Raw genomic sequence first — 21,109 nt, 5'->3', positions numbered from 1 at the left:
TCCGGCTGCTTGCCCCCGAAGGCGGGGTTACCCTCTGGGGTAGAACCGACATTCCACGGGGGGACACGATGGGCGCCGACCAGGCGGGACGATCACGGCTGAATGCCGTTGTTCGTGGTGCCCTGATCGCCGCCGCCGTCGGCGGGGGACTCTTCATCGCGTCTCAGGCGCTCGCCCCTCAGTCGGCTTCCGCCGCCGAAGCGCGGACGACGGCGACCTCGACGCCCACCGGAACCTCGACCGGCGGTCTCGGCGCCGTGGTCGGCAAGACCCTCACCGGCGTCGGCGGAGCCGTCGACCAGCTCGTCACCGGCACCACCGGCGCACTCGACAAGACGGTGACCTCGGTCGTCACCACGGTGGCGCCGGCGAAGGCATCGCCCGCGCCGAGCACGTCGACGACCACGACGACGACGCAATCCTCGACTTCCACTGCCGCGGCGCCCGCGACGCACACGTCGTCGCAGAGCTCAGCGCCCGCGAGCCACCCCGCGGCCCAGACCACCCAGACGGCCGCATCGGCGACGCAGACGTCGACGCACGCGGCGACGCAGACCTCGACTCCGGCCGCCTCCACCGCCGCGGCCACCGACCCGGCACCGGCAGCGACCGCCTCAGACGACTCCCTGCTCGGCGGCACCGTCGACCACCTCGGGAACGCCCTCGGCTCCGTCGGCGGCCTGGTCGACGACACCGTCGACACCACGGCGGGGCTCGCGCAGAACACCGCCGCCGACGTGACCAACGTGCTTCCGACCCCCGTGCAGGACTCGCTGAACTCCGCGACCGCGCCGCTGACCGACACCCTCGACGCCGTCGGCGACGCGCACCTCGTGGGCTCGGTCGTGGGCGGGGTCGCCGGGGTCGTGGACGGCACCGTCGGCGCCGTCGAGCAGGCTCCGGTGCTGGGCGACGTGGTCGCAGGCCTCGTCGGCTCCGACCCCGTCTCATCGCTGACGTCGTCGCTGGCCGACTCCCTGGATTCGACCGTGTGCACCGTCACGGATACCGTCACGGGCGTCGTGCAGGGCACGACCGCCGACGACGCCCCCGCCCTTCCGATCGCCCCGCTGCCGACCCTGCCGTGGCCGCAGTCGCCCGATCCGGGAACCGGCGATCAGACCGGCGCGACCGGCTCCGAGCCGGTCGTCAGCACGCCCACGGGCACCGACCCGACCGCCGAGCTTCCGGGCGTCTCCGCGTCCGCGGACGTCGCCGCCGCGACCGGCGCCGCCGCGACTCAGGCCGCCGCCGCTTCGACGCCAGACGCCGCCGGCGCCACGGATGCCGCGTTCGCCGACCTCGTCGTGCCCTTCGGCCCGACGGCCGTCAGCACCGCCGCCGTCCCGGCGGCGCCGGCCGCGGCATCCGTCGTCATCGTCAGCGGCACGCCCGGCGCGCCGCTGCTGCCGTCGCCCGCCTCGCCCGAGTCCGCGGTCGCCGCGGCATCGTCCGGCGCCTCCGCCGGCGGGCGCGGGGGCGTCACCGACCCGGCCGCGGTGCGCGGCGGTTCGTTCCAGGCCGTGCTCGCCACGGGCTTCACGGCTCGGCCCGACGCCGACGCCGCGCCGCTTTCCCCCGTCTTCGACGACGACGTCTCGCCTGACTAGGTAGCTCGCCCTCTGCCCCCCGCTCGATGCGGGTGCGCGGCGGAGAGACGAGACCCCGGATCGCCTCTGCGATCCCTCCTACCCAGTCAAGGAGAGACTTTTCCATGAACAAGAACCTCTGCCGGGCCCTGCTGTTCGCAGGCTTCCTCGGCGGGCTGTCTCTGGCCGGCGTCGCTGCGGCGAACGCGGCCGAGAGCGACAGCTCATCGTCCCTCGACGGTCTCACGGCGACCGTCACGCAGGTCACCGACCCGGTGACCACCACCGTCGACCAGCTCACGGGCGACGCGCTTCAGACCACCGACACCGTGAACGGCGTGCTCGACGCCGCCGACACGGTCACCGACCCGACCGACATCGGCACCGTGACCGGCACCGTCAGCGACCAGGGCCCCGTCGACTCCACCGTCGGCGACGGCGTGGTCGACCCGGTGCTCGGCGACGACGGCGCCACCGGCGGCCTGATCGACGCCGCCCAGGGCACCGCCGTGGGCGACGTGCTCGAGAACACGACCGGCGACGCCAGCCCCGTCACCCAGGTGCTCGGCGACGGCGCCCTGGTCGAGGGCGGCACCGTGGGCGACGCCGCGAGCGACGTCGACAGCACGGTGACCTCGCTCACGACCGGCGGCGACACCGGCAGCGCGGTCACCGACACGGTGACGGATGCGGTGAGCAACGTGCAGCAGACCGTGTCCGACGCGACCACCGACCTCTCCGAGGGCGACGTGACCGGGCTGGTGTCGGACGCCCTCGTCGACACGGTCGGCGACAGCACGACCGGCGGCGAGACCGCCGACCCGGGCGCCACCGCCGGAGACGCGGTCGACGAGCTCACCGACCCGGTGCTCTCCGACACCGGGCTGACCGAGGTCACCGACACCCTCACTCCGGACGCCGTGGACGACGCGGTCGGCTCGACCCCGGTCGAGGACCTGCTTGACGGGTCGACCTCGCCCGTCGACGACCTGGTGGGCGATGACCTGCTCGACCCGCTGGCGCTCGGCGACGACAGCGTCGTCTCCGAGGTGACCGACCCGGTCACCGGCCTGGTGGATGACGTCACGGGTCTCGACACCACGGGCCTGGTCGACGACGCGCTCGGCGATGACTCGGGCCTGACGGATGTCGTCGGCGACGGCGCGATCGTCGAAGGCGGTCTCGTCGGCGACGCGACCGAGAACGTCGACGAGGTGCTCGACTCCGTGCTCACCGGCGGCGACCTCGCCGACGCGCTCGACGACACCGTGACGGATGCCGTGGACGACACCCTGCAGACCGTGGACGACGCGGTGGACGGCGTCAACGACCAGGTGGTGGACGGCGTCGTCACCGACGCCGTGGACAACCTCGAGGAGGGCGACGTGGCCGGGCTGGTCACCGACGCCGTGAGCGATCTCGGCGACACCCTCACCGACACCGGTCTGGTCGACACCGCCCTCGTGGATGTGCTCGGCGACAGCGACCCGGCCTCCACCGGCACGGGCGGGACCGGGGGCACCGGCGACACGGGTGACACCGGGAACACCGGGGGCACGGGTGACACCGGCAACACTGGTGACACTGGTGACACCGGCAACACGGGTGGCACCGGGGGCACGGGTGACACCGGCGACACCGGCAACACCGGCGACACCGGCAGCACCGGGAACACCGGCAACACGGGTGACACCGGCAACACCGGGAACACCGGCAGCACCGGCGTGAGCGGCGTCACCGCCGCCGACATCACCGGAGCGAAGGCCACGGGGGCGGACCTCGGCTTCACCGCCGACGCGGGCGCCGGCCTCACCGCGGACGCCGAGCTCGGCGCCGCCGCGGCGGGCGACCTGGCCAGCACCGGCACCGACGTGGCCGGCATGCTCGGCTCCGCGCTGGCGCTGCTGCTGCTCGGCATTGTGGCCCTGGTGCTGCGCCGCCGCCCCGGCACGGCACGTCAGGCGGCACGCCGCTGACGCGCTGAAACGCGCGAGCCCGGCGCGGCCGAGACACCTCGGTCGCGCCGGGCCCTCGCGCGCGCATCCGATTCGTCGAAATGCGCTCGTGCAGAACGCCACATCGTCGAAACGTGACGAATCGCGCACCCCGCCACTCGCAGGGTGGGCTCAGAAGCCCCTAGCGGTGCTCTTCGTCGTCGCGGCCGAGCACCGGGCGGGTGCCGCCGTGAGCGGCGTCCTGCTCCTCGATGTCGGCCTCTTCCTCGGCGTCGGGCTTCAGCGACTGCACGAACAGGGCGACGACCACCAGCGCGACGATGAACGCCACGCCGAACGCCACGCCGGCATCCACCAGGGAGCGCGCGGCGATCAGCACGACGAGCCCCGCGAACACTCCGAGCAGCGCCGCCCCTCCGACCAGTTCGGCGGGGCGCAGCACCTCGCGACGCGAGGGCGTGCGGCCGGGTTTCGGGGAAGGGTTGCTCATGCGTGGGACTCCGTTGCTTCATCCGCGTCGAGCGCCGCGGTGGGGTGTGCCCACTTCAGCGAGAAGGCGCCGATCGCGAGGTACACGCCGATGATCACGGCGTAGGCCCCGAGCAGCCCGACGACGAGACGGTGCTCCGGGGGGATGACCAGATAGACGATGGCGAGCACCACGGTCGCGATGCCGGCGAGCAGCCAGTCGCGCGACACGGCCGCCGCCTCGTCGAGCCGGCGGCGTGCCCGCCAGCCGGCCAGCAGCTCGAGCACGCCCGTGATCAGCGCCCACACGCTCACGGTGTAGAGCAGGGCGCCGAGGCCGCCCGAGCGCACCACCAGGGCGACGACGCCGGCGGCGACGCCGACGAGACCCTGCACGGCGAAGAGCGCGCGGAACGAGGCATCCGTCACCAGGAAACCCGACCAGCAGGTCACGAGACCGCCGAGGATCGCGAAGGCGGAGAAGACGCCGAGGCCGAGCGCCGCTGAGTGGCCCTGATCGAAGGTGATGGCAGCGCCGGCGGCGAGTGCGACGACCGCGCGGGCGAACTGAGCAAGCCAGTAGCGGGCGGCCACGTGCACCTTCCTTCGAGACGTGCGGGGATCCTCCCCAGTCTAGTTGCGGTGCGGTTGTGGCTTCACTGAGCGGCGTCGAGCCCCAGCTCCGAGACGACGACCGGGGCCCCCGTCTCTAGCGACCGGTTTCCGGCGATGCCGACGGACACCGCGCGCACCCCGTCGTCGACGCCGGCGATGCGGTGCAGCGGCTCGTCGGAGGAGACCCGCCCGAACACGTGGTCCAGCATCAGGGCGTCGCCGCCGCCGTGCCCGCCCGTGCCGGCCTCGATCGGCACCTCCTCGGCCGGCTCCCAGTGCCGTTGCACGAGGAGCCGCTCCGACGGCGGGCGCACGTCGGCGGCGGGGAACAGCCCCGGCTGGGCGCTGGGGTCGACGACCACGAACCCGTCCGGCCCGCGCAGCACGGCGCCGCGCTCGACCACGTCGAGCTCGGCCCGGCCCTCGGTGCCGTTCACGGCGATGCGGTAGCCCTCCCACGGGCTGTGCGCGTTCAGCGAGTAGCTCATCGAGGCGCCCGTGTCGTAGTCGACGACGAGCGACAGGTTGTCCTCGATCGTGATGCCCGGGTCGAACACGTCGCGGTCGCGCAGGTAGCCGTCGTACTTCTCGGCGTCGAAGTAGAGCCCCTTGTTCTTCGCGTCGAGGGTGAGGTCGAGCGACCACGGGTCTTCCGCCGCATGCCCGGTGCCGCGCTCCGGCCGCGGACCGAGCCCGCGCCGCGCCGCGTTCTCGGCGCCGTAGAACCGCAGGCCTCCGCTCGCGAACACGCGCACCGGCGCCGCGTCGATCCACCAGTTGACGAGGTCGAAATGGTGCGAGGCCTTGTGTACGAGCAGCCCGCCGTTGTTCTTCTTGTAGCGGTGCCAGCGCCGGAAGTAGTCGGCGCCGTGCGCCGTGTCGAGCACCCACTCGAAGTGCACCGAGGTCACCTGCCCGATGCGCCCCGAGGCGATCACCCGCTTCAGCGCCGAATTGCGCGGGCTGTACCGGTAGTTGAACGTGGTCACGAGAGAGCGCCCCGACTCGTCCAAGGCGTGACGGATGCGTCGCACGCCGTCCACGTCGATGGTGAGCGGCTTCTCCACCACGACGTCGGCTCCCGCGAGCAGCGCGCGCGAGACGTACTCGGCGTGGGTGAAGTCGGGGGTCGTCACGATGACCCGCTGCACGCCGTGCTCGGCGATCGCGGTCTCCAGCTCGGCGGGGTCGAAGCGGTGCGGCGCCCGGCCGGGCGGGAACTTCGCCTCGTAGTAGTCCTGTCGGCCGGGGTTCGGGTCGCTCCACGCCACCAGGCGGGCGAGCTCGGGGCGGGCGAGGATCCCGTCGAGGTACAGCTCGGCGCGCGATCCCGTTCCGATCAGGGCGTAGCGTTCGGCATCCGTCATCTCGTGTCCTCTCCTGTGCTCGCAGTACCCGCCGCGCCCGCGGCACCCGGCACGCTCGTCACGAAGTCGAGCCCCAGGCCGGGTCGGTCGCTCAAGGTCAGTGTTCCCCCCGCGAGCGTGAACGGCGCCGCGCGCACGAGGCCGAGCCGGTCGAAGGTGGCGTCTTCGACGATCTCGATCGCCCCCGCGTCGGGCAGCGCGGCCGCGAGCGGCGCCGACAGCTCGGGAAGCAGGTGGAAGGCGAGCCGGGCGCCCGCGTCGGCGACGAGCGCGGCGATCTCGAGCGCGGGGGTGATGCCGCCGACCCGTACCACATTGGGCTGCACCACGTCGAGCACGCCGGCCTCGAGGAACCGCTCGAACGCCCACCGCGAGCGCAGGTTCTCGCCGGCGGCGATCGGCACGCCGACCTCCTCGCGCAGCGCGCGGTAGCCGGCGAGGTCGTCGGACAGCAGCGGCTCCTCCACCCAGGCCGGTTCGACCTCCGCGAGCCGGTCGATCGCGGCGACCGCGGCGGGCACGTCCCAGAGCTGATTCGCGTCGATCATCAGGGCGCGGCCCGGCCCGATCACCTCGCGCACCGCGCGCAGCCGGTCGAGGTCTTCGGCTGTCTCGCGGCCGCCGACCTTGACCTTCACCGCGTCGAATCCGGCCGCGACCCAGCGCTCGGCCTGGGCGACCAGTTCGGGCAGCGGGTAGTGCCGGTTCACGCCGCTGCCGTAGGCGGGCAGCGCGCGGCGGCTCGCGCCGAGCAGCGCGGCGACGGATGCCTCGGCCGAGCGCGCCCGCAGATCCCAGAGCGCCGTGTCCACTCCGGCCAGGGCGATGCCCATCAGCCCGTCGCCCGCCTCGTGCGTCTCCAGCCACAGCCGGCCCCACACGGCGACCGGGTCGGGCTCGAGGCCGACGGCGCGGGGGGCGAGGTCGTCGCGCAGAGCGGCGAGCACCGCGGTCGGGCCGACCGTGGGCGTCCACGCGAAGCCGGTGCCCTGCCGCCCGCTCTCCGTGCTGACCGTCACGACGATGACGTGGTTCTCGGGCGCCTCAGGCCCCCAGGGCCGCGGCAGCCGGGCGGTCAGCAGGCGCGCCTCGACGGCGCGGACCGGATCGCCGAGCTCGGGCAGCCGCTCTGCGGTCGTCGGGTCAGCGGTCATCGGGTGAGCTCGCGCACGACGGCCTCGCCCGCCTCGAGGATCTCGGCGAGCCGCGCCGTCTGCCGTTCGTCGGGGTCGGTGAGCGGCGGCCGCACCGACCCGACCGGGACCCCTTTCAGGCGCAGCCCGGCCTTGATCAGCGAGACGGCGAAGCCCGGGGTCTCGTCGCGCAGGGCGACGAGCGGCAGGAAGAACCGGTCGAGCAGCCGCAGCCGGGCGGGCTCGTCGCCGGCGATGTAGGCGCGGTAGTAGGCGAGCGCCACCTCGGGCGCCATCGCGAACGCGGCCGAGGAGTACAGCGGCATGCCGATGCCCCGGTAGGCGGCCTGGCTGACCTCGGCGGTGAGCAGCCCGTTGAAGAACAGGAAGTCGTCGCGGCCGCTCGACCGCACGGCGACGACCAGCTCCTGGGCCCGGCCGATGTCGCCGGCGCCGTCTTTGATCCCGATCACGCGCGGGTCGGCGGCCAGGGCGCGCGCCGAGTCGGGGGTGAACTGGGCGTTGGCGCGGTGGTAGACGATGAGCGGAAGCGGGCTCGCCTGCGCCACGGCGTCGACGTAACGCAGCAGCCCCGTCTGCGAGCCCTGCACGAGGTACGGCGGCATCAGCAGCACGGCGTCGGCCCCGGCATCCGCCGCCCCTCGCGCCAGTTCGCGCGCGGTGCCGAGCGATCCGCCCGCCCCGGCCACGACGGGAACCCGCCCCGCGGCCGCCTCGACCGACACGGCGACCACGCGCTGCGCCTCGGCCACCGAGAGCGCATGCAGCTCGCCGGTGCCGCACGCGGCGAACACGCCGCCGGCACCGGCGGCGACGCCGCCCGCCACGTGCGCGGCCAGCAGCTCCTCGTCGACCCGGTCGGCCGCGTCGAACGGCGTGACCGGGAAGAACAACACGCTCTCGAACACCAGATCGCTCATGCCGCACCCTCCGTTCCCTGCTGCACATCTCCCTGCTCAGAGTCGGCGAGCTCCGTGCGCCAGCTGCGCTGCGGCCGCCACCCGAGCACCCGCTCGGCCTTCGCGAAGGAGAAGGCGGGCGCCGTGCCGGTCAGACCCGCCGCGAGCTCCTCGGTGCCCGGCACGTAGCGCGGCAGCAGCTCGGCCAGCGGACGGGTGGCCAGCGCATCGGCTGCGCCGACGAAGAAGGTGTCGCCCTGCGGCAGCTCGGGCCCGGCCTGCACCGCGAGGTCGAGGAACGCGGCGGCGTCGCGCGCGTCGACGTAGTTGAACAGCGCGGGCGCCGACAGATCCGGGTCCGCGAGACGCTCGGCGACCGTATGCCCCTGCTGGGTCGGGGCGCCGCGCCACTCCTCCGGCGCGATCACATAGCAGGGCCGGAAGCTCACGAACCGCATCCGATCGCCCACGCTGCGGCCGGCCGACCGCATCGCCTCCTCCACCACGAGCTTCGAGAGCGCATAGGCGTTCCACGGCCGCCGCGGCTCCTCCTCGTCGAGCGGCAGCCGCTCAGGCAGCCAACCGTGCGGGGCGCCGTAGCCGAGCACCGTCGGGCTCGAGGCCGCGATCACGGTGCGCACCCCTCCGTCCCGCATCGTCGCCTCGAGCAACGCGCTCACCAGCGCCACGTTCTGGCGCAGGATCACCGCCTCGGGCGCGCTGAACGGCACGGCGATCGCGGCGAGCGCGACCACCGCCTCCGGCCGTTCAGCGGCGATGACGGATGCGAGCGCGCCCGGGTCCGCGCAGTCGATGACGTGCTCGCGCACAGCGGCCGACCCTTCGGCCGCATCGACCGAGACCACCTCGTGCCCGCGCTCGGCCAGCACCTGCACCACGCTGCGCCCGAGCCGCCCCGAGCCTCCGGTCACCAGCACCCGCATCACTTGCCTCCCGTCGTGGCGATGCCGCGCACCAGGAAGCGCTGCCCGAACAGGAACATCAGGAACAGCGGCAGCAGCGAGATCACCGACATGGCGAACATAGCGCCGTAGTCGGAGCTCGACGACGAGTCGATGAAGCCGCGCAGCGCGAGCGAGACCGTCCAGTGGTCGGTCTTCGTCAGGTAGATCAGCTGGCTGAAGAAGTCGCTCCAGGTCCAGATGAAGGTGAAGATCACGGTCGTCGCGAGCGCCGGCACCATCAGCGGCAGGATCACCTGCACGAAGACGCGGAAGTGCCCGGCGCCGTCGATGCGCGCCGCCTCATCGAGTTCGCGCGGAATGCCGCGGATGAACTGCACCATGAGGAACACGAAGAACGCGTCGGTGGCGAGGAACTTCGGCACCAAGAGCGGCAGGAAGGTGTTCACCCAGCCCAGCTGCGAGAACAGGATGTACTGCGGCACGATGATGACGTGGATCGGCAGCATCAGTGTCGCGAGCATGATCGCGAAGAACAGGGTGCGGAACCGGAACCTGAGCCGCGCGAAGGCGTAGGCGGCCAGTGAGCAGGAGATCAGGTTCCCGACCACGGCGCCGAGCACGAGCACGGCCGTGTTCACCAGGTACTTCGTGAACGGGAACTCCTGCGCCGTCCATCCGTCGGTGTAGTTCTTCAGCGTCAGGTCGTGCAGCACGAGGCCCGGGTCGCGGAAGATGATGTCGTTGGGCTTGAAGGAGCTCACGACGAGCCAGATCAGCGGGTAGATCATGATCACCACGAGCACGATCAGCCCGGCGTGCTTCAGCACGCTCGTCACCGCGCGGCCGATGCTGCGCCGCATCCGCTCGCCGCTCGCCGCCCGTGACGCGGCGCTGTACGTCTCCGTCACCATGTCGGCCGCCTCACCCCTCCTCGTAGAAGACCCAGTACCGGGAGAGCCAGAAGTTGACCGCGGTGAACGCCGCGACGATCAGCAGCAGGAACCAGGCCATGGCGCTCGCGTAGCCCATGTTGAAGTTGCCGAAACCCTGCTGGTACAGGTACAGCGTGAAGAACAGGGTCGAGTCGGCGGGGCCGCCGGTCCCGCCCGAGACGATGAACGCCTGGGTGAAGGACTGGAACGCGAAGATGATCTGCAGCACCAGGTTGAAGAAGATCACCGGTGACAGCAGCGGCAGGGTGATCTCGAAGAACCGCCTCGCCGGCCCGGCGCCGTCGACCTCGGCCGCCTCGTAGTACTGCCCCGGGATCTGCCGGAGCCCTGCCAGGAAGATGATCATCGGCGAGCCGAAGGTCCAGATGTGCAGCAGGATGATCGTGCTGAGCGCCGTGTCCGGGCTCGAGATCCACCCCGGCCCCTGGACGCCGAACACCGCCAGCAGCGAGTTCACGAGGCCCGCGCTGCCGAACACCTGCCGCCACAGCACGGCGACCGCGACCGAGCCGCCGAGCAGGCTCGGCAGGTACATGATCGAGCGGTAGAAGGCGAGACCGCGCATGCCGCGGTTCAGCACGAGCGCGATGCCGAGGGCGAGCAGCAGCTGCAGCGGCACGCCGACCACGACGTAGATCACGGTGACCCGCAGCGAATTCCACAGCCGCGGATCGTCGAACATGTCGAGGTAGTTCTTGAGCCCGACGAACTGCGGCGGCTGCAGCAGGTTGTAGTCCGTCAGCGACAGGTAGAGCGAGGCGACCATCGGGCCGATCGTGATGCAGACGAGGCCGATGAGCCACGGCAGCAGGAACAGGAAGCCGGCCTTGTTGTCCGGCATCTTCTCGCGGGTCTTCTCCCCGCGCTGGCGCATGCTCTTGGTGAGCGTGCGCAGCTCGCCGATGCTGCTCACGTCCGGTGACCTCCTCGTCGCCGTTCGGGTGGGGCGGATGCCGCGTGAAAGCGGTTTCTTCTCCGATGCACGATTATGGGACCGTGGGTCGCGCGCGGTCAACCGCGGCCCGTGCGGATGGGAGAGACCGCACCGGTATCGGTAGACGGTGCCGCTGGAAGGCGTCGATGGAAGGAGGTCGGCATGGCCCGCCGCTCGATGTCGCCGACGATCGTGGACGTCGCGCGCCGTTCCGGGGTCTCGCCCGCCACCGTCTCGCGGGTGATGAACGGCAAGTTCCTCGGCGACCCCGCCGTCGCCGACCGGGTGCGCGCCGCCGCGCAGGAGCTCGACTACCGCCCCAGCACCCTGGCCCGCAGCCTCGCCCTCGGCCGCACCAGCTCGATCGGCTTCATGGTGCCGGACCTCGGCAACCCGGCGTTCCAGGCCGTCCTCACGAGCCTCAGCAAGGCGGCCGCCCGCGACGGCTACCGCGTGCTCGTCGGCGACTCGGCCGAGTCCCCCAGCGAGGAGGGCCCGCTCTCGGTCGAGCTGCGCCGGCGCTGCGACGCCCTCGTGCTGTGCGCGCCGCGCATGTCGGAGAGCGAGCTCACCGCGCTCGCCGACCAGTTCGACCCGCTGGTGCTGATCAACCGGCGCAGCGACGCCGTGGCGGTGCCGTCGCTGTCGATCGACTACGTCACCGGCATCGGGCTGCTCGCCGCGCACCTCTATGACCTCGGGCACCGCACGATCGTCTACCTCGAGGGCCCGGAGGACAGCGTCTCGAACCGCCACCGGCTGCGGGGCCTGGAACAGTTCCAGCGCGACCACGACGACGTCACGCTGCAACGGATGCCGGGCGGCGCCGGCATCGACGCCGGCCTGGCCGCCGCCCCCGCGATCGCCGCATCGGATGCCACGGCCGTGCTCGCCTACAACGACCTGGTGGCCATCGGGGTGCTGCACAAGCTGGCCGAGTTGGGGGTCGACGTTCCGGGCCGGGTGTCGGTGGCCGGCTTCGACGGCATCCCCTTCGCCGCCTACACGAGCCCGGCCCTGACCACGGCCTCCGCGCCCCACGACGAGCTGGGCCGGGAGGCATGGCGGCGCATGTCGGCGCTGCTGACGGGCGCCGATGCGCCGGGCGACCTGCTCCTCGAACCGCGGCTCGAGGTGCGCGCCTCGACGGCGGCGCGCCGCTGACCGCGGCATCCGATCGCACGCGGTGCGCGCGTCCTGACCTCGCCCTCGGCAGCGCCCTTGACAGCGGGCAGGCGCCGCGTGAAGATGCCGTGAAAGCGGTTTCTGACACCGTGGTCGGAGACCGGATCATCACCCGGATTGGAACGGCGCAATGATGCGTACTCGACTCCATCGCCTGCCCCTCGCCGCCGCGGCCGCCGCCTGCGCGGCCGCCGCACTGCTGCTCGCCGGCTGCAGCACCGGCTCGGCGTCGACCGGGGACTCGGGCTACAGCGACTCGAAGAAGGTCACGATCTCGTTCTCCTGGTGGGGCAGCGCAGACCGCCTCGCCACCACCAAGTCGGTGCTCGCCGACTTCCACAAGGCCCACCCGAACATCACCGTCGAGACGCAGCCGGCCGACGACATCAACTCCTACTTCGCCAAGCTCGCGACCGAGACGGCGGCCGGCGACGCCCCCGACGTGATGACGCTCGGCGGCGCCTACCCGCAGGAGTACGGCGCGCGCGGCGCCCTGCTCGACCTCTCCACGGTCTCCAAGTACCTCGACACGAAGCCGTTCACCGCTCAGTCGCTGACCTCGGCGAAGGTGGACGGGAAGCTGTACGGGGTTCCCACCGGGGGCAACGCGATCGGCCTCGTCGTCAACACCGACCTGATCGAGAAGGCCGGCATGCAGCCGCCCACCGCCGACATGAGCTGGGACGACTTCGTCGCGTACGCCGATGAGCTGGGCGGGAAGCTGCCGAAGGGCGACTACGCGCTCGAGATGCAGGTCTCCGACATCCTCGGCGTGTTCGCCGCGCAGGAGACGAAGACGGGCATGTACACCTCAGGCGGCAAGCTCGGCATCACCGCGTCGACCCTCGTCGACTTCTGGAACCTCGAGAAGCAGCTGATCAAGGGCGGCGGGATGCCGCCCGCCGACGTCACCACCGAGACCCAGGGTGCGGCCCCCGAGCAGACCCTAATGGGCCAGGGGAAGGCGGCGATGACCTTCGCCTACAGCAACCTGACGCCCACCTTCGCGCAGGCCTCCGGCGACGACATGACCATCATCGGCGTGCCCGGCGAGAAGCAGGCGGCCCGGCCCGGCACGACCGTGCTGCCGTCGCAGTACTACGCCATCTACTCCAAGTCGAAGAACCCGGAGGCGGCCGCGATCCTGATCGACTACCTGGTCAACTCGCCGGCGGCGGGCAAGAAGATCCTCGCCGACCGCGGGCTGCCGTTCAATCAGAAGGTGCTCGACGCGATCAAGCCCTCCCTCGACCCGGGCAGCCGTGCGGCCGCCGACTACGTGCAGCAGGTGGCCGCGAACGGCCGCTCCGCGCTGCCGCCGCAGCCGGCGGGAGGATCGATCATGGTCGACACCACCAACCGGCTCGACGCCGAGGTGATCTTCGGCCGGCAGACCCCGAAGCAGGCGGCCGACGAGTGGATCAAGACGATGTCGGCGGCTCTGAACAAGTGACCCGGACGGCGTGAGCGACGCTCTCGGGCTCGCGGGCCGCGGCATCCGGTTCGACGCCGACGGCGGCGGGCTCGCGGATGCGTGGCGCCGTGCCGCTGCGCAGCTCGCCGAGTGCACTGCCCCGCTCGGCGGGGGCGAGCCGGTGCTGCTCGAGGGCGGGCCGTACCCGGGCGCGTGGCTGGAGAGCACCGGCTCGATCTCGGCCGAGGTGCTGGCCCGCCTCGCTCCCGGGCTCGCCCGGGCGACGATGCTGCGCTTCGCCCGACTGGCGCGCGCCGACGGGCTGCTGCCGTACAAGATCACCGCCGAGGGGCCCGCGTTCGGCCAGATCCAGCGCGTGACCCCGCTCGCGCGCAGCGCGTGGACCGCCTACCGGCTGGGCGCGCTGGACCGCGGCGATCTCGCCGTGCTGTACCGGGCGCTCGCCGCCGACGACACCTGGGTCGCCCGGCACCGCGACACCCGGGGCACCGGCGGCGTGGAGGCGTTCTGCGCCTTCGACACCGGCCACGACGGCTCGCCCCGCTTCGCCGGCATCCCCGACACGACGCCCGGCCGCGACCCGGCCCGGTTCGACCGCGGCATCCCGCGGCTGCCGTTCGTGGCCCCCGATCTCACGGCGCACGCCGCCTGCCAGCGCGAGCACCTGGCGCTCATCGCCGCGGAACTCGGCGAACCGGCGCAGCCGTGGCTCGAGGCCGCCGCCCGCAGCCGGGCCGCGCTGTGGCAGCAGTGCTTCGACGCCGACGACGGCCAGTTCTACGACCGCGACGCGCTCGGCGGCGCGGTGCGCGTGCCCTCCGACGTGCTGCTGCGCGTGCTCGCGTGCGGCATCGGCGACGACGTGTTCTTCGCCGAGGCGCTACGGAGGTGGCTGCTGAATCCGCGCGGGTTCTTCGCGAGGCATCCGTTCACCACGGTCGCCCGCGCCCACCCCGCCTATCAGCGCGACGTCGAGCGCAACTCGTGGGGCGGCCCGCCCAACTTCCTCGCCGTGCTGCGCGCGCCCGCCGCGTTCGAGCGGCACGGCCGCGCGGCCGAGCTGGCGCTCGTCGATCTGCCGCTGCTGACGGCACTGGCCCGCGCCGGCCGGTTCCCGCAGACCTACGACCCCGACACGGGCGCCCCCGGCTACGCCGAGCGGTACACGCCGGCGATGCTCTGGCTGCTCGACGCGGTCGAGCGCTGCTGCGGCGTCGAGCCGCGGCCCGAGGGTGAGGTCTGGTTCACGGGCCTGCTGCCCGACGGCGTCACCGGCGGCTCGTACCGCCGTGGGGACTTGCGCGTCGACGTCCGGGCCGGCACGCTCACCGCGAGCCGCGACGGCGAGGTCGTCGCCCGCACCCCGGCGGGCGTGCGCGTCGTGACGGATGCCGCGGGTGAGGCTCGCGCGATCGTCAACGTCTCCCCGCATCCGGTCGGCGGCCGGTTCGAGATCGGCGGAGCCGTGCACGAGCTGGAGTTGCGCGCCGACGAGCGGGTCGAGCTCGAGCACGGGCAGGTGGTCGCCCGCACCGGCCCGGTGTTCGTCGCGCCCGGTCAGTAAGCCCCGGCCAGTGAACCCCGCCCAGTGGGCGCCGGACCAGTAGCCGCCGGGTCAGTACGGGTGGGGCAGCGGCCGCACCCGGCCCCGCGTCGTCGTCGCCGGCCACTCCGGATCGGCCGTGAGCACCTCGACCCCCGACGCGGTGGCGAGCACGGTGTCTTCGAGCTTCGCCCCCGGCACCCAGGGGTTCCAGGCGAGCACCTGCCCGTCGTGCACGGTTCCCGGGCTGCGCGGGGTGACCTTCGGGTCGCGGCCGGCGTACCCGCTCGGGCCGCCCTGATGGTGGCGCAGCCACGCCTCGGTGCCGAAGCCATGCCGGCCATAAGCGGCCCGCGCCGCCTCGAGCACCGCGACCAGCGGCGCGCCCAGCACCGTGGCGTCCAGCACCTCCGCCTCCACCTCGCGCAGCCGCGCGTCGCGCTCCTCGTCGGCCGGGTCGGCGCCGCGCTGCAGCCAGCGGGTGAGGTTCACGACGGCGCCCGCGCGGCGCGCCCCGAACGCGAACACGGCCCGCCGCCCGAGCGGCGCGGCCGTGGGCAACGGATGCTGCACGCCGCTGCGCCGCGCGCCCCCGACCAGCACCACGACCGGTTCCGCCCCGAGCTCGTACACGCCGGCGGCGAGCTCGGCGGCGAGGCGCCGCTCGCTCCATTCGGGGCGTGCGGCGGACGCGATCCGGGTGGCGAGCGCCGCGGCATCCGTGCCCAGTCGCCGGAACCGCGCGAGCTCGGCCGGCAGCCGGACCGTGCGCAGCACCCACAGCTCGGCGGCCAGCGCCGCCTCGTCGGCGAGGCCGGCGGCGGATTGCGCTCCGGACGCGGGCAGCGGCTCGTGCCACGGCCGCGGGCGCAGCTCCAGCCCTGCGAGATCGCCGAGCTCCTCGCCCCGCAGCCGCTCGAGCTCGTTCGCCGGCGCGTGCACGATCACCGCGTCGTACCGCACCTCGACGGCGGCCACGGGCGGTCCGCCGAGGGGGACCGCCACCCGCGCCCCGTCGAGCAGCCACGCGACCGTCTCGATGCCGGTCAGCAGCACCCCCTCGAGCTCGCGGGCCGCGAGCAGTTCGCGCACGCGGCGGATCTTCTCGGCCCGCGCGGCGCCCACGCGTTCTTCGGGGAAGGCGTCGTCGCCCATGCGCCGACTCTAATCGAGAAACCGCTTTCTCGTCGGCCTGGCCCGCGCCGCCCGCCCCGAGCGCCGACCACACCTGCGGCCGCGACCGCCGCCCCGCCTCAGTCGGGTCGGTGCGTCTGCACCGGCACCGGCTGCGTTCCCGTCGTGGGCGGCTCATCGTCGGCGGCCAGCGTCGGGATCGACGCGGTGATGACCGAGCCGTCGGGCCGCAGCTCGCCGGCGATGTTCTTCGTGCTCGGCGTCCCGCGGCGGATCGGGCCCTGGTCGGGCAGCGTGATGAGCGCCGGGAATCCGGGCCGCACCGACACCTCTTCGCCCCGCACCTTGAGATCGACCCCGGGGCCGTCCTCGACGGTGAGCTTCACGCTCGCCATCCGCAACTCGACGCGCAGCCGCGAGCCGCGCACCGTGAGCCGGTAGCGCACGCCCTCCCAGTCCGTGGGCAGGCGCGGATCCATGGTGAGCTCGCCCTCGTAGTCGCGCACGCCGCCGAAGCCCCACACCACCGTGCTCCACACGCCGCCGGTGGAGGCGACGTGCACCCCGTCCACGGCGTTTCCGTGCAGGTCGGCCAGGTCGACGTAGACCGCATCGAGGAAGTAGTCCACGGCGAGGTCGCTGTAGCCGACCTCGGCGGCGACGATCGCCTGCGCGACCGCCGACAGCGTCGAGTCGCCGGTGGTCAGCGGGTCGTAGTACTCGAAGTCGGCGCGCTTCTGCTCCATCGTGAACTGGTCGCCCTGCAGCACGAGTGCCAGCACGACGTCGGCCTGCTTAAGCACCTGGAAGCGGTAGATCACGAGCGGGTGGTAGTGCAGCATCAGCGGCAGCTTGTCCCGCGGCGTGTTCGGCAGGTCCCAGAGCTCCTTCTCGAGGAACTGCGCGTCCTGCGGGTGGATGCCGAGGTTCTCGTCGAAGGGGATGTGCATCGCCTCGGCGGCCCTGGCCCACTCGTCGATCTCCGCCTCCTCGACGCCGAGCCGGGCCAGCGCCCGGTGGTAGGCGCTCGGGTCCTTCTCCCTGACCGACCGCATGGCGTCCACGGCGGCGCGCAGGTTCCACCGCGCCATCACGTTCGTGTACAGGTTGTCGTTGACCACGGTCGTGTACTCGTCCGGCCCGGTCACGCCGTGGATGTGGAAGATCTCGCCGCCGTTGTAGCGCCAGAAGCCCAGGTCCGCCCACATCCGCGCCGTCTCGACCAGGATGTCGAGCCCGTCGCCCTCGAGGAACGCCTCGTCGCCCGTCGCGTTCACGTACTGCCCGAGCGCGTAGGCGATGTCGGCGTCGATGTGGTACTGCGCGGTTCCGGCCGCGTAGTACGCCGACGACTCCTGCCCGTTGATGGTGCGCCACGGGAACAGCGCGCCGCGCTGACTCAGCTCGTTGGCGCGCGCCCGGGCGTCGTCGAGCAGGCTGTGCCGGAACCGCAGCGCGTTGCGCGCCGCCACAGGGCTCGTGTAGCTGAGGAACGGCAGCACGTAGATCTCCATGTCCCAGAAGTAGTGGCCGCCGTAGCCCGAGCCGGTCACCCCCTTCGCCGGGATGCCGAGGCCGTCGGCCCGCGCCGAGGCCTGCGCCAGCTGGTAGAGGTTCCAGCGCACCGCCTGCTGCACGGCCGGCTGGCCGAGGATCTCGAGGTCGCTGCGCGACCAGAACTCGTCGAGCCATTCCTTCTGCTCGTCGAACAGGGCACGGATGCCTCGTTCCCGGGCCCGGTCGAGGGTTCGGTCGCACCGGTCGGCCAGCTCCCGCACCGGCACCTGCGCGGCCGTGTGGTAGCTCACCAGTTTCGTCAGCCGGATGGGCACCCCCGGCTGCGCGTGGATGCGGTACTCCTGCTTGGCCAGGTCGTCCTCGAGCGCGTACGACTGCTGCACCTCGTTCGCCGTCTCGATCACGTGGTCGGCGGCGCAGGCGATCGTCATCCGCGAATTGGTGGCGCGGTAGCCGAGCACGCTGCGCCCGCCGCTGTTGCGCTTCAGCCGCGGCTGCAGCACCCGGTCCGTGAACGTCTCGGCCTTGCGCGGGTCGAACGCCGCGTCGCCCCCGGCGGAGCCGATGCCGTACTCGTCCTTGCGATCCTGTCGGTTGATCACCTGGCTCGAGATCACGACCGACGCCTCGGCGTCGACCACCGTGACCTCGTACTCCATGACCACCAGGTGCCGCTCGGCGAACGACGCGAACCGGCGCGAGCTGATCTGCACGCGCGCGCCCTTCGGCGTGCGCCATTCGACCTCGCGCGACAGCACGCCGGTGGAGAAGTCGAGCCGGCGCTCGTAGTCGAGCAGCTCCGCGTCTCCGATCACGAACGGCACGTCGTCGACGTACACGCGGATCACCTTCGCGTCGGGCGCGTTCACGATCGTCTGCCCGACGTGGGCGAAGCCGAACGCGTCCTCCGCGTGGCGGATCGGCCAGGTCTCGTGGAAGCCGTTGATGAAGGTGCCGTTCATGACGCCTTCGCGCGCCTCCTCGTAGTTGCCCCGCATGCCGACGTAGCCGTTGCCGACGGCGAACAGCGTCTCGGTGCGGCCCAGGTCGCGCTTGTCGAGCTGGCTCTCCACGAGAGCCCACTCGTCGACCGGGAACCGGTCGCGGTCGAGGGGGTCGGTCGTCGAGCGCCTCATGCGTGCTCCTTCCGGGCGGCCGCCCGCCAGTCATCCACCAGTTCGCCGAGGTCGTCGACGACCACGTCGGCGCCCGCCTGCAGCAGCGCGTCGCGCCCCGTGCCCCGGTTGACACCGACGACGATGAAGCCCCCCGCCCGGCCGGCGGCCACCCCCGAGGTGGCGTCCTCGAACACGACCGCCCGGTCGACCGGCGCGCCGAGCTGCTCGGCGCCGTACGTGAAGGTGGCGGGGTCCGGCTTGCCGGCGAGCGCGTGCTCCTTCGCCACCTTGCCATCGACCACGGCGGCGAACCGCCCGAGGAGCCCGGCCGCCCGCAGCACGTCGACCGCGTTGGCGGAGCTCGACACCACCGCGGAGGGGATCCCGCTGCCGTCGACCGCGTCGAGGAACTCGATCGATCCGGGGTAGGGCTCCACGCCCTCCTCGGAGAGGATCCGGGTGAACTCGAGGTTCTTCCGATTGCCGAGCCCGCACACGGTGGGGGCGTCGGGCCCGTCCGACGGGTCGCCCTCGGGCAGCTCGAGCCCGCGCGAGGCGAGCGCCGAGCGCACCCCGTCGTAGCGCGGCTTGCCGTCGATGTACTCGAAGTAGTCGGACTCTGTGTAGGGCGCCACCCCGGCCTTCGCGAAGTACTCGGTGAAGAGCCTCGACCAGGCGACACGGTGCACGGCCGCTGTGGGGGTCAGGACTCCATCGAGGTCGAAGAGCGCGGCGCGAACGCCGGCGAACAGCTCTGGCGTCGTCACAAGGGGCACTGTACCCAGTCGTGTCCCACCGGGGCACCCCTTCACCGTGAACAGTTGCGATGACGGATGCCTCGACCGCGCGCTCGTGCTCGGCGGGGTCTCAACCGAGGGTGTTGACGCCGAGGGAGAAGTCGAAGTTCCCGACGCCGTAGCGGGCGAGGCCCATGGTCAGCACGCCGGCTCCCTCCACCCAGTGCGCCATGCTCAGGTCGCCCGTATCGCGCGGGCGCAGACCGAGGCTCTCGATGAAGGCCGCCACGCCGGCCTTCGCCTGCGCGTCGTCGCCCGCCATGAAAACGTCCACCGGCGCCCCATGCGCCAGAACATGGCGGAAGAGGGTGTTGAAGGCCTTCACGACGTGGGCGCTCGCGGGGGCCGCCTGTGCCATCTGTTGCGCGATGGAGGTGTCGTGTGGGACGGCCAGCCCCGTTCCGGTCGCGTTGAACGGGTTGGTGATGTCGACGATGATCTTGCCGGCCAATCCGTCTCCGAACTTGCGGATCACCGGTACGGCGCTCTCGAACAGCACCGCGAGGATGACGATGTCACCGGCCGGGGCGGCGCCGAAGCTCCCGACCGTGGTTCCACCGCCGAGCGTCTCGGCCAGGGCGGCGGACTTCGCTGCGTCGCGGCCGATCACTTCGACGGTATTGCCGCCCTTGACGGCCAGCGCGCCGATGGTGCGGGCCATGTTGCCGGTGCCGATGATGCTGATGTTGCTCATGGGGGTCCTGACTCTCTTTTCGTGTGTCGTTCGGTTCAGAGGGCGGTGGTGCCGCCGTCGGCGACGAGCTCCAGGCCGTTCACATAGCTGGAGTCGTCGGAGGCGAGGAACAGCGCGACGGTGGCGATTTCCTCGGGACGCCCCATCTGGCGACGCGGGATGATGGACTCGAACGCCGCCTTGGCGCCTTCATCCAGCACCGCCTCCTGCATCGGGGTCAGGACCGAGCCCGGGGTCAGGACGTTGACGCGGATCCTGCGGTCGCGCAACTCGTTGAGCCACACGCGCGCCCACGCCTGCTGGGCGGCCTTGCTGCCGGCGTAAACGCTCCAGCCCGGAAAGGCGCCGAGGGACGCGTTGGATCCGGTCATGATGATCGAGGCATTGTCGTTGAGCAGCCGCAGAGCCTTCTGCACGGTGAAGAAGGTGCCGCGCGCGTTGAGCCCGAAGGTGCGATCGAACTGCTCCTCGGTGATCTCCCCGAGCGCAGCGGCCTCCCCGCCGCCGGCGCTGGCCCACAGCACATCGATCGAGCCCTTCTCCCGCTCGACCGTCTCGAACAGACGGTCCAGGTCGTCCAGGTTCGCGGCATCGCCCTGCACGCCGGTGACCCCGTGGCCGATCCGGCTCACCGCCTCGTCGAGAGCGTCCTGGCGGCGGCCCGTGATGAACACGTGCGCGCCCTCGTCGACGAACAGCTTCGCGCCGGCCAGCGCCATTCCACTCGTGCCGCCGGTGATGACCGCGACCTTGCCGTCCAGCTTTCCCATGTTGCTCCTTCGGGTCGGTGGTGCCATGGCACCCGGATGGCGATGCTACGTACAC

General features: G+C 72.3%; 18 protein-coding genes. 5 read left to right on the top strand and 13 right to left on the bottom strand.

All coding sequences use genetic code 11. The features are described from left to right. Positions 1-68: 68 nt before the first annotated feature. Positions 69-1,610: a hypothetical protein gene (locus tag H563_RS0107285; protein ID WP_022881946.1), complete on the top strand. Its 1,542-nt coding sequence runs from the start codon at positions 69-71 to the stop codon at positions 1,608-1,610. A gap of 104 nt (positions 1,611-1,714) precedes the next feature. Continuing rightward, complete coding sequence (locus H563_RS18375; protein ID WP_022881945.1) at positions 1,715-3,565, top strand: hypothetical protein; 1,851 nt, start codon at positions 1,715-1,717, stop codon at positions 3,563-3,565. 160 nt (positions 3,566-3,725) lie between these two features. Here the strand turns inward: H563_RS18375 and H563_RS15495 are convergent, their stop codons facing one another. The 8 genes from H563_RS15495 to H563_RS0107240 all read right to left on the bottom strand — a co-directional run bounded on the left by H563_RS15495 (position 3,726) and on the right by H563_RS0107240 (position 10,839). Next, positions 3,726-4,034, bottom strand: a complete 309-nt coding sequence (locus H563_RS15495; RefSeq protein WP_022881944.1) for a hypothetical protein — start codon at positions 4,032-4,034, stop codon at positions 3,726-3,728. Then, positions 4,031-4,606 (bottom strand): DUF308 domain-containing protein, encoded by a 576-nt coding sequence (locus H563_RS0107270; RefSeq protein ID WP_022881943.1) that lies wholly within the window; start codon positions 4,604-4,606, stop codon positions 4,031-4,033. The genes H563_RS15495 and H563_RS0107270 overlap by 4 nt, the downstream gene beginning before the upstream one ends. 62 nt (positions 4,607-4,668) lie before the next feature. Next, positions 4,669-5,994, bottom strand: coding sequence for a Gfo/Idh/MocA family protein (locus tag H563_RS0107265; protein ID WP_027479212.1), 1,326 nt, complete (start codon positions 5,992-5,994; stop codon positions 4,669-4,671). Then, a complete protein-coding gene (locus H563_RS0107260) occupies positions 5,991-7,148 on the bottom strand; it encodes a mandelate racemase/muconate lactonizing enzyme family protein (protein ID WP_081416186.1) in 1,158 nt (385 codons plus the stop codon). The genes H563_RS0107265 and H563_RS0107260 overlap by 4 nt, the downstream gene beginning before the upstream one ends. After that, positions 7,145-8,068, bottom strand: a complete 924-nt coding sequence (locus H563_RS0107255) for a 5-dehydro-4-deoxyglucarate dehydratase (RefSeq protein WP_407635315.1) — start codon at positions 8,066-8,068, stop codon at positions 7,145-7,147. Before H563_RS0107255 ends, H563_RS0107260 begins: the two co-directional genes overlap by 4 nt. Continuing rightward, positions 8,065-8,994 (bottom strand): NAD-dependent epimerase/dehydratase family protein, encoded by a 930-nt coding sequence (locus H563_RS15490; protein ID WP_022881942.1) that lies wholly within the window; start codon positions 8,992-8,994, stop codon positions 8,065-8,067. Before H563_RS15490 ends, H563_RS0107255 begins: the two co-directional genes overlap by 4 nt. Further along, positions 8,991-9,884 carry a carbohydrate ABC transporter permease gene (locus H563_RS0107245; RefSeq protein ID WP_022881941.1) on the bottom strand — a complete coding sequence of 298 codons (894 nt, stop codon included), beginning with the start codon at positions 9,882-9,884 and terminating at the stop codon, positions 8,991-8,993. Before H563_RS0107245 ends, H563_RS15490 begins: the two co-directional genes overlap by 4 nt. 10 nt (positions 9,885-9,894) lie before the next feature. Beyond that, positions 9,895-10,839, bottom strand: a complete 945-nt coding sequence (locus H563_RS0107240) for a carbohydrate ABC transporter permease (RefSeq protein WP_022881940.1) — start codon at positions 10,837-10,839, stop codon at positions 9,895-9,897. Positions 10,840-11,022: 183 nt separating this feature from the next. On the opposite strand from H563_RS0107240, the gene H563_RS0107235 reads away from it, so the two are divergent. The 3 genes from H563_RS0107235 to H563_RS15480 all read left to right on the top strand — a co-directional run bounded on the left by H563_RS0107235 (position 11,023) and on the right by H563_RS15480 (position 15,044). Continuing rightward, positions 11,023-12,024: a LacI family DNA-binding transcriptional regulator gene (locus tag H563_RS0107235; protein ID WP_022881939.1), complete on the top strand. Its 1,002-nt coding sequence runs from the start codon at positions 11,023-11,025 to the stop codon at positions 12,022-12,024. A gap of 154 nt (positions 12,025-12,178) precedes the next feature. Beyond that, complete coding sequence (locus H563_RS15485; protein WP_162138929.1) at positions 12,179-13,498, top strand: ABC transporter substrate-binding protein; 1,320 nt, start codon at positions 12,179-12,181, stop codon at positions 13,496-13,498. Positions 13,499-13,508: 10 nt separating this feature from the next. After that, the gene (locus H563_RS15480) at positions 13,509-15,044 is read left to right on the top strand and encodes an MGH1-like glycoside hydrolase domain-containing protein (protein WP_022881937.1); all 1,536 of its coding nucleotides are present in this window, start codon (positions 13,509-13,511) and stop codon (positions 15,042-15,044) included. A 51-nt stretch (positions 15,045-15,095) separates the two neighbouring features. Here H563_RS15480 and H563_RS15475 read toward each other — a convergent pair whose 3' ends face one another. The 5 genes from H563_RS15475 to H563_RS0107200 form a co-directional block, all read right to left on the bottom strand. Continuing rightward, positions 15,096-16,178, bottom strand: coding sequence for a M24 family metallopeptidase (locus H563_RS15475; RefSeq protein WP_022881936.1), 1,083 nt, complete (start codon positions 16,176-16,178; stop codon positions 15,096-15,098). Between the two features lie 98 nt (positions 16,179-16,276). After that, on the bottom strand, positions 16,277-18,811 hold the full coding sequence (locus H563_RS15470) for a glycoside hydrolase family 65 protein (protein WP_022881935.1): 2,535 nt from the start codon (positions 18,809-18,811) through the stop codon (positions 16,277-16,279). After that, positions 18,808-19,560 (bottom strand): HAD family hydrolase, encoded by a 753-nt coding sequence (locus H563_RS0107210; protein ID WP_022881934.1) that lies wholly within the window; start codon positions 19,558-19,560, stop codon positions 18,808-18,810. The genes H563_RS15470 and H563_RS0107210 overlap by 4 nt, the downstream gene beginning before the upstream one ends. Before the next feature lie 100 nt (positions 19,561-19,660). Next, positions 19,661-20,284, bottom strand: coding sequence for an NADPH-dependent F420 reductase (locus H563_RS0107205; RefSeq protein WP_022881933.1), 624 nt, complete (start codon positions 20,282-20,284; stop codon positions 19,661-19,663). A gap of 35 nt (positions 20,285-20,319) precedes the next feature. Then, positions 20,320-21,054: an SDR family NAD(P)-dependent oxidoreductase gene (locus tag H563_RS0107200; RefSeq protein WP_022881932.1), complete on the bottom strand. Its 735-nt coding sequence runs from the start codon at positions 21,052-21,054 to the stop codon at positions 20,320-20,322. Positions 21,055-21,109: the final 55 nt, after the last annotated feature.

Source organism: Gryllotalpicola ginsengisoli DSM 22003, from assembly GCF_000419445.1.
Classification (GTDB): Bacteria; Actinomycetota; Actinomycetes; order Actinomycetales; family Microbacteriaceae; genus Gryllotalpicola; species Gryllotalpicola ginsengisoli.
This window is presented reverse-complemented; position numbering and strand designations above follow the sequence as displayed.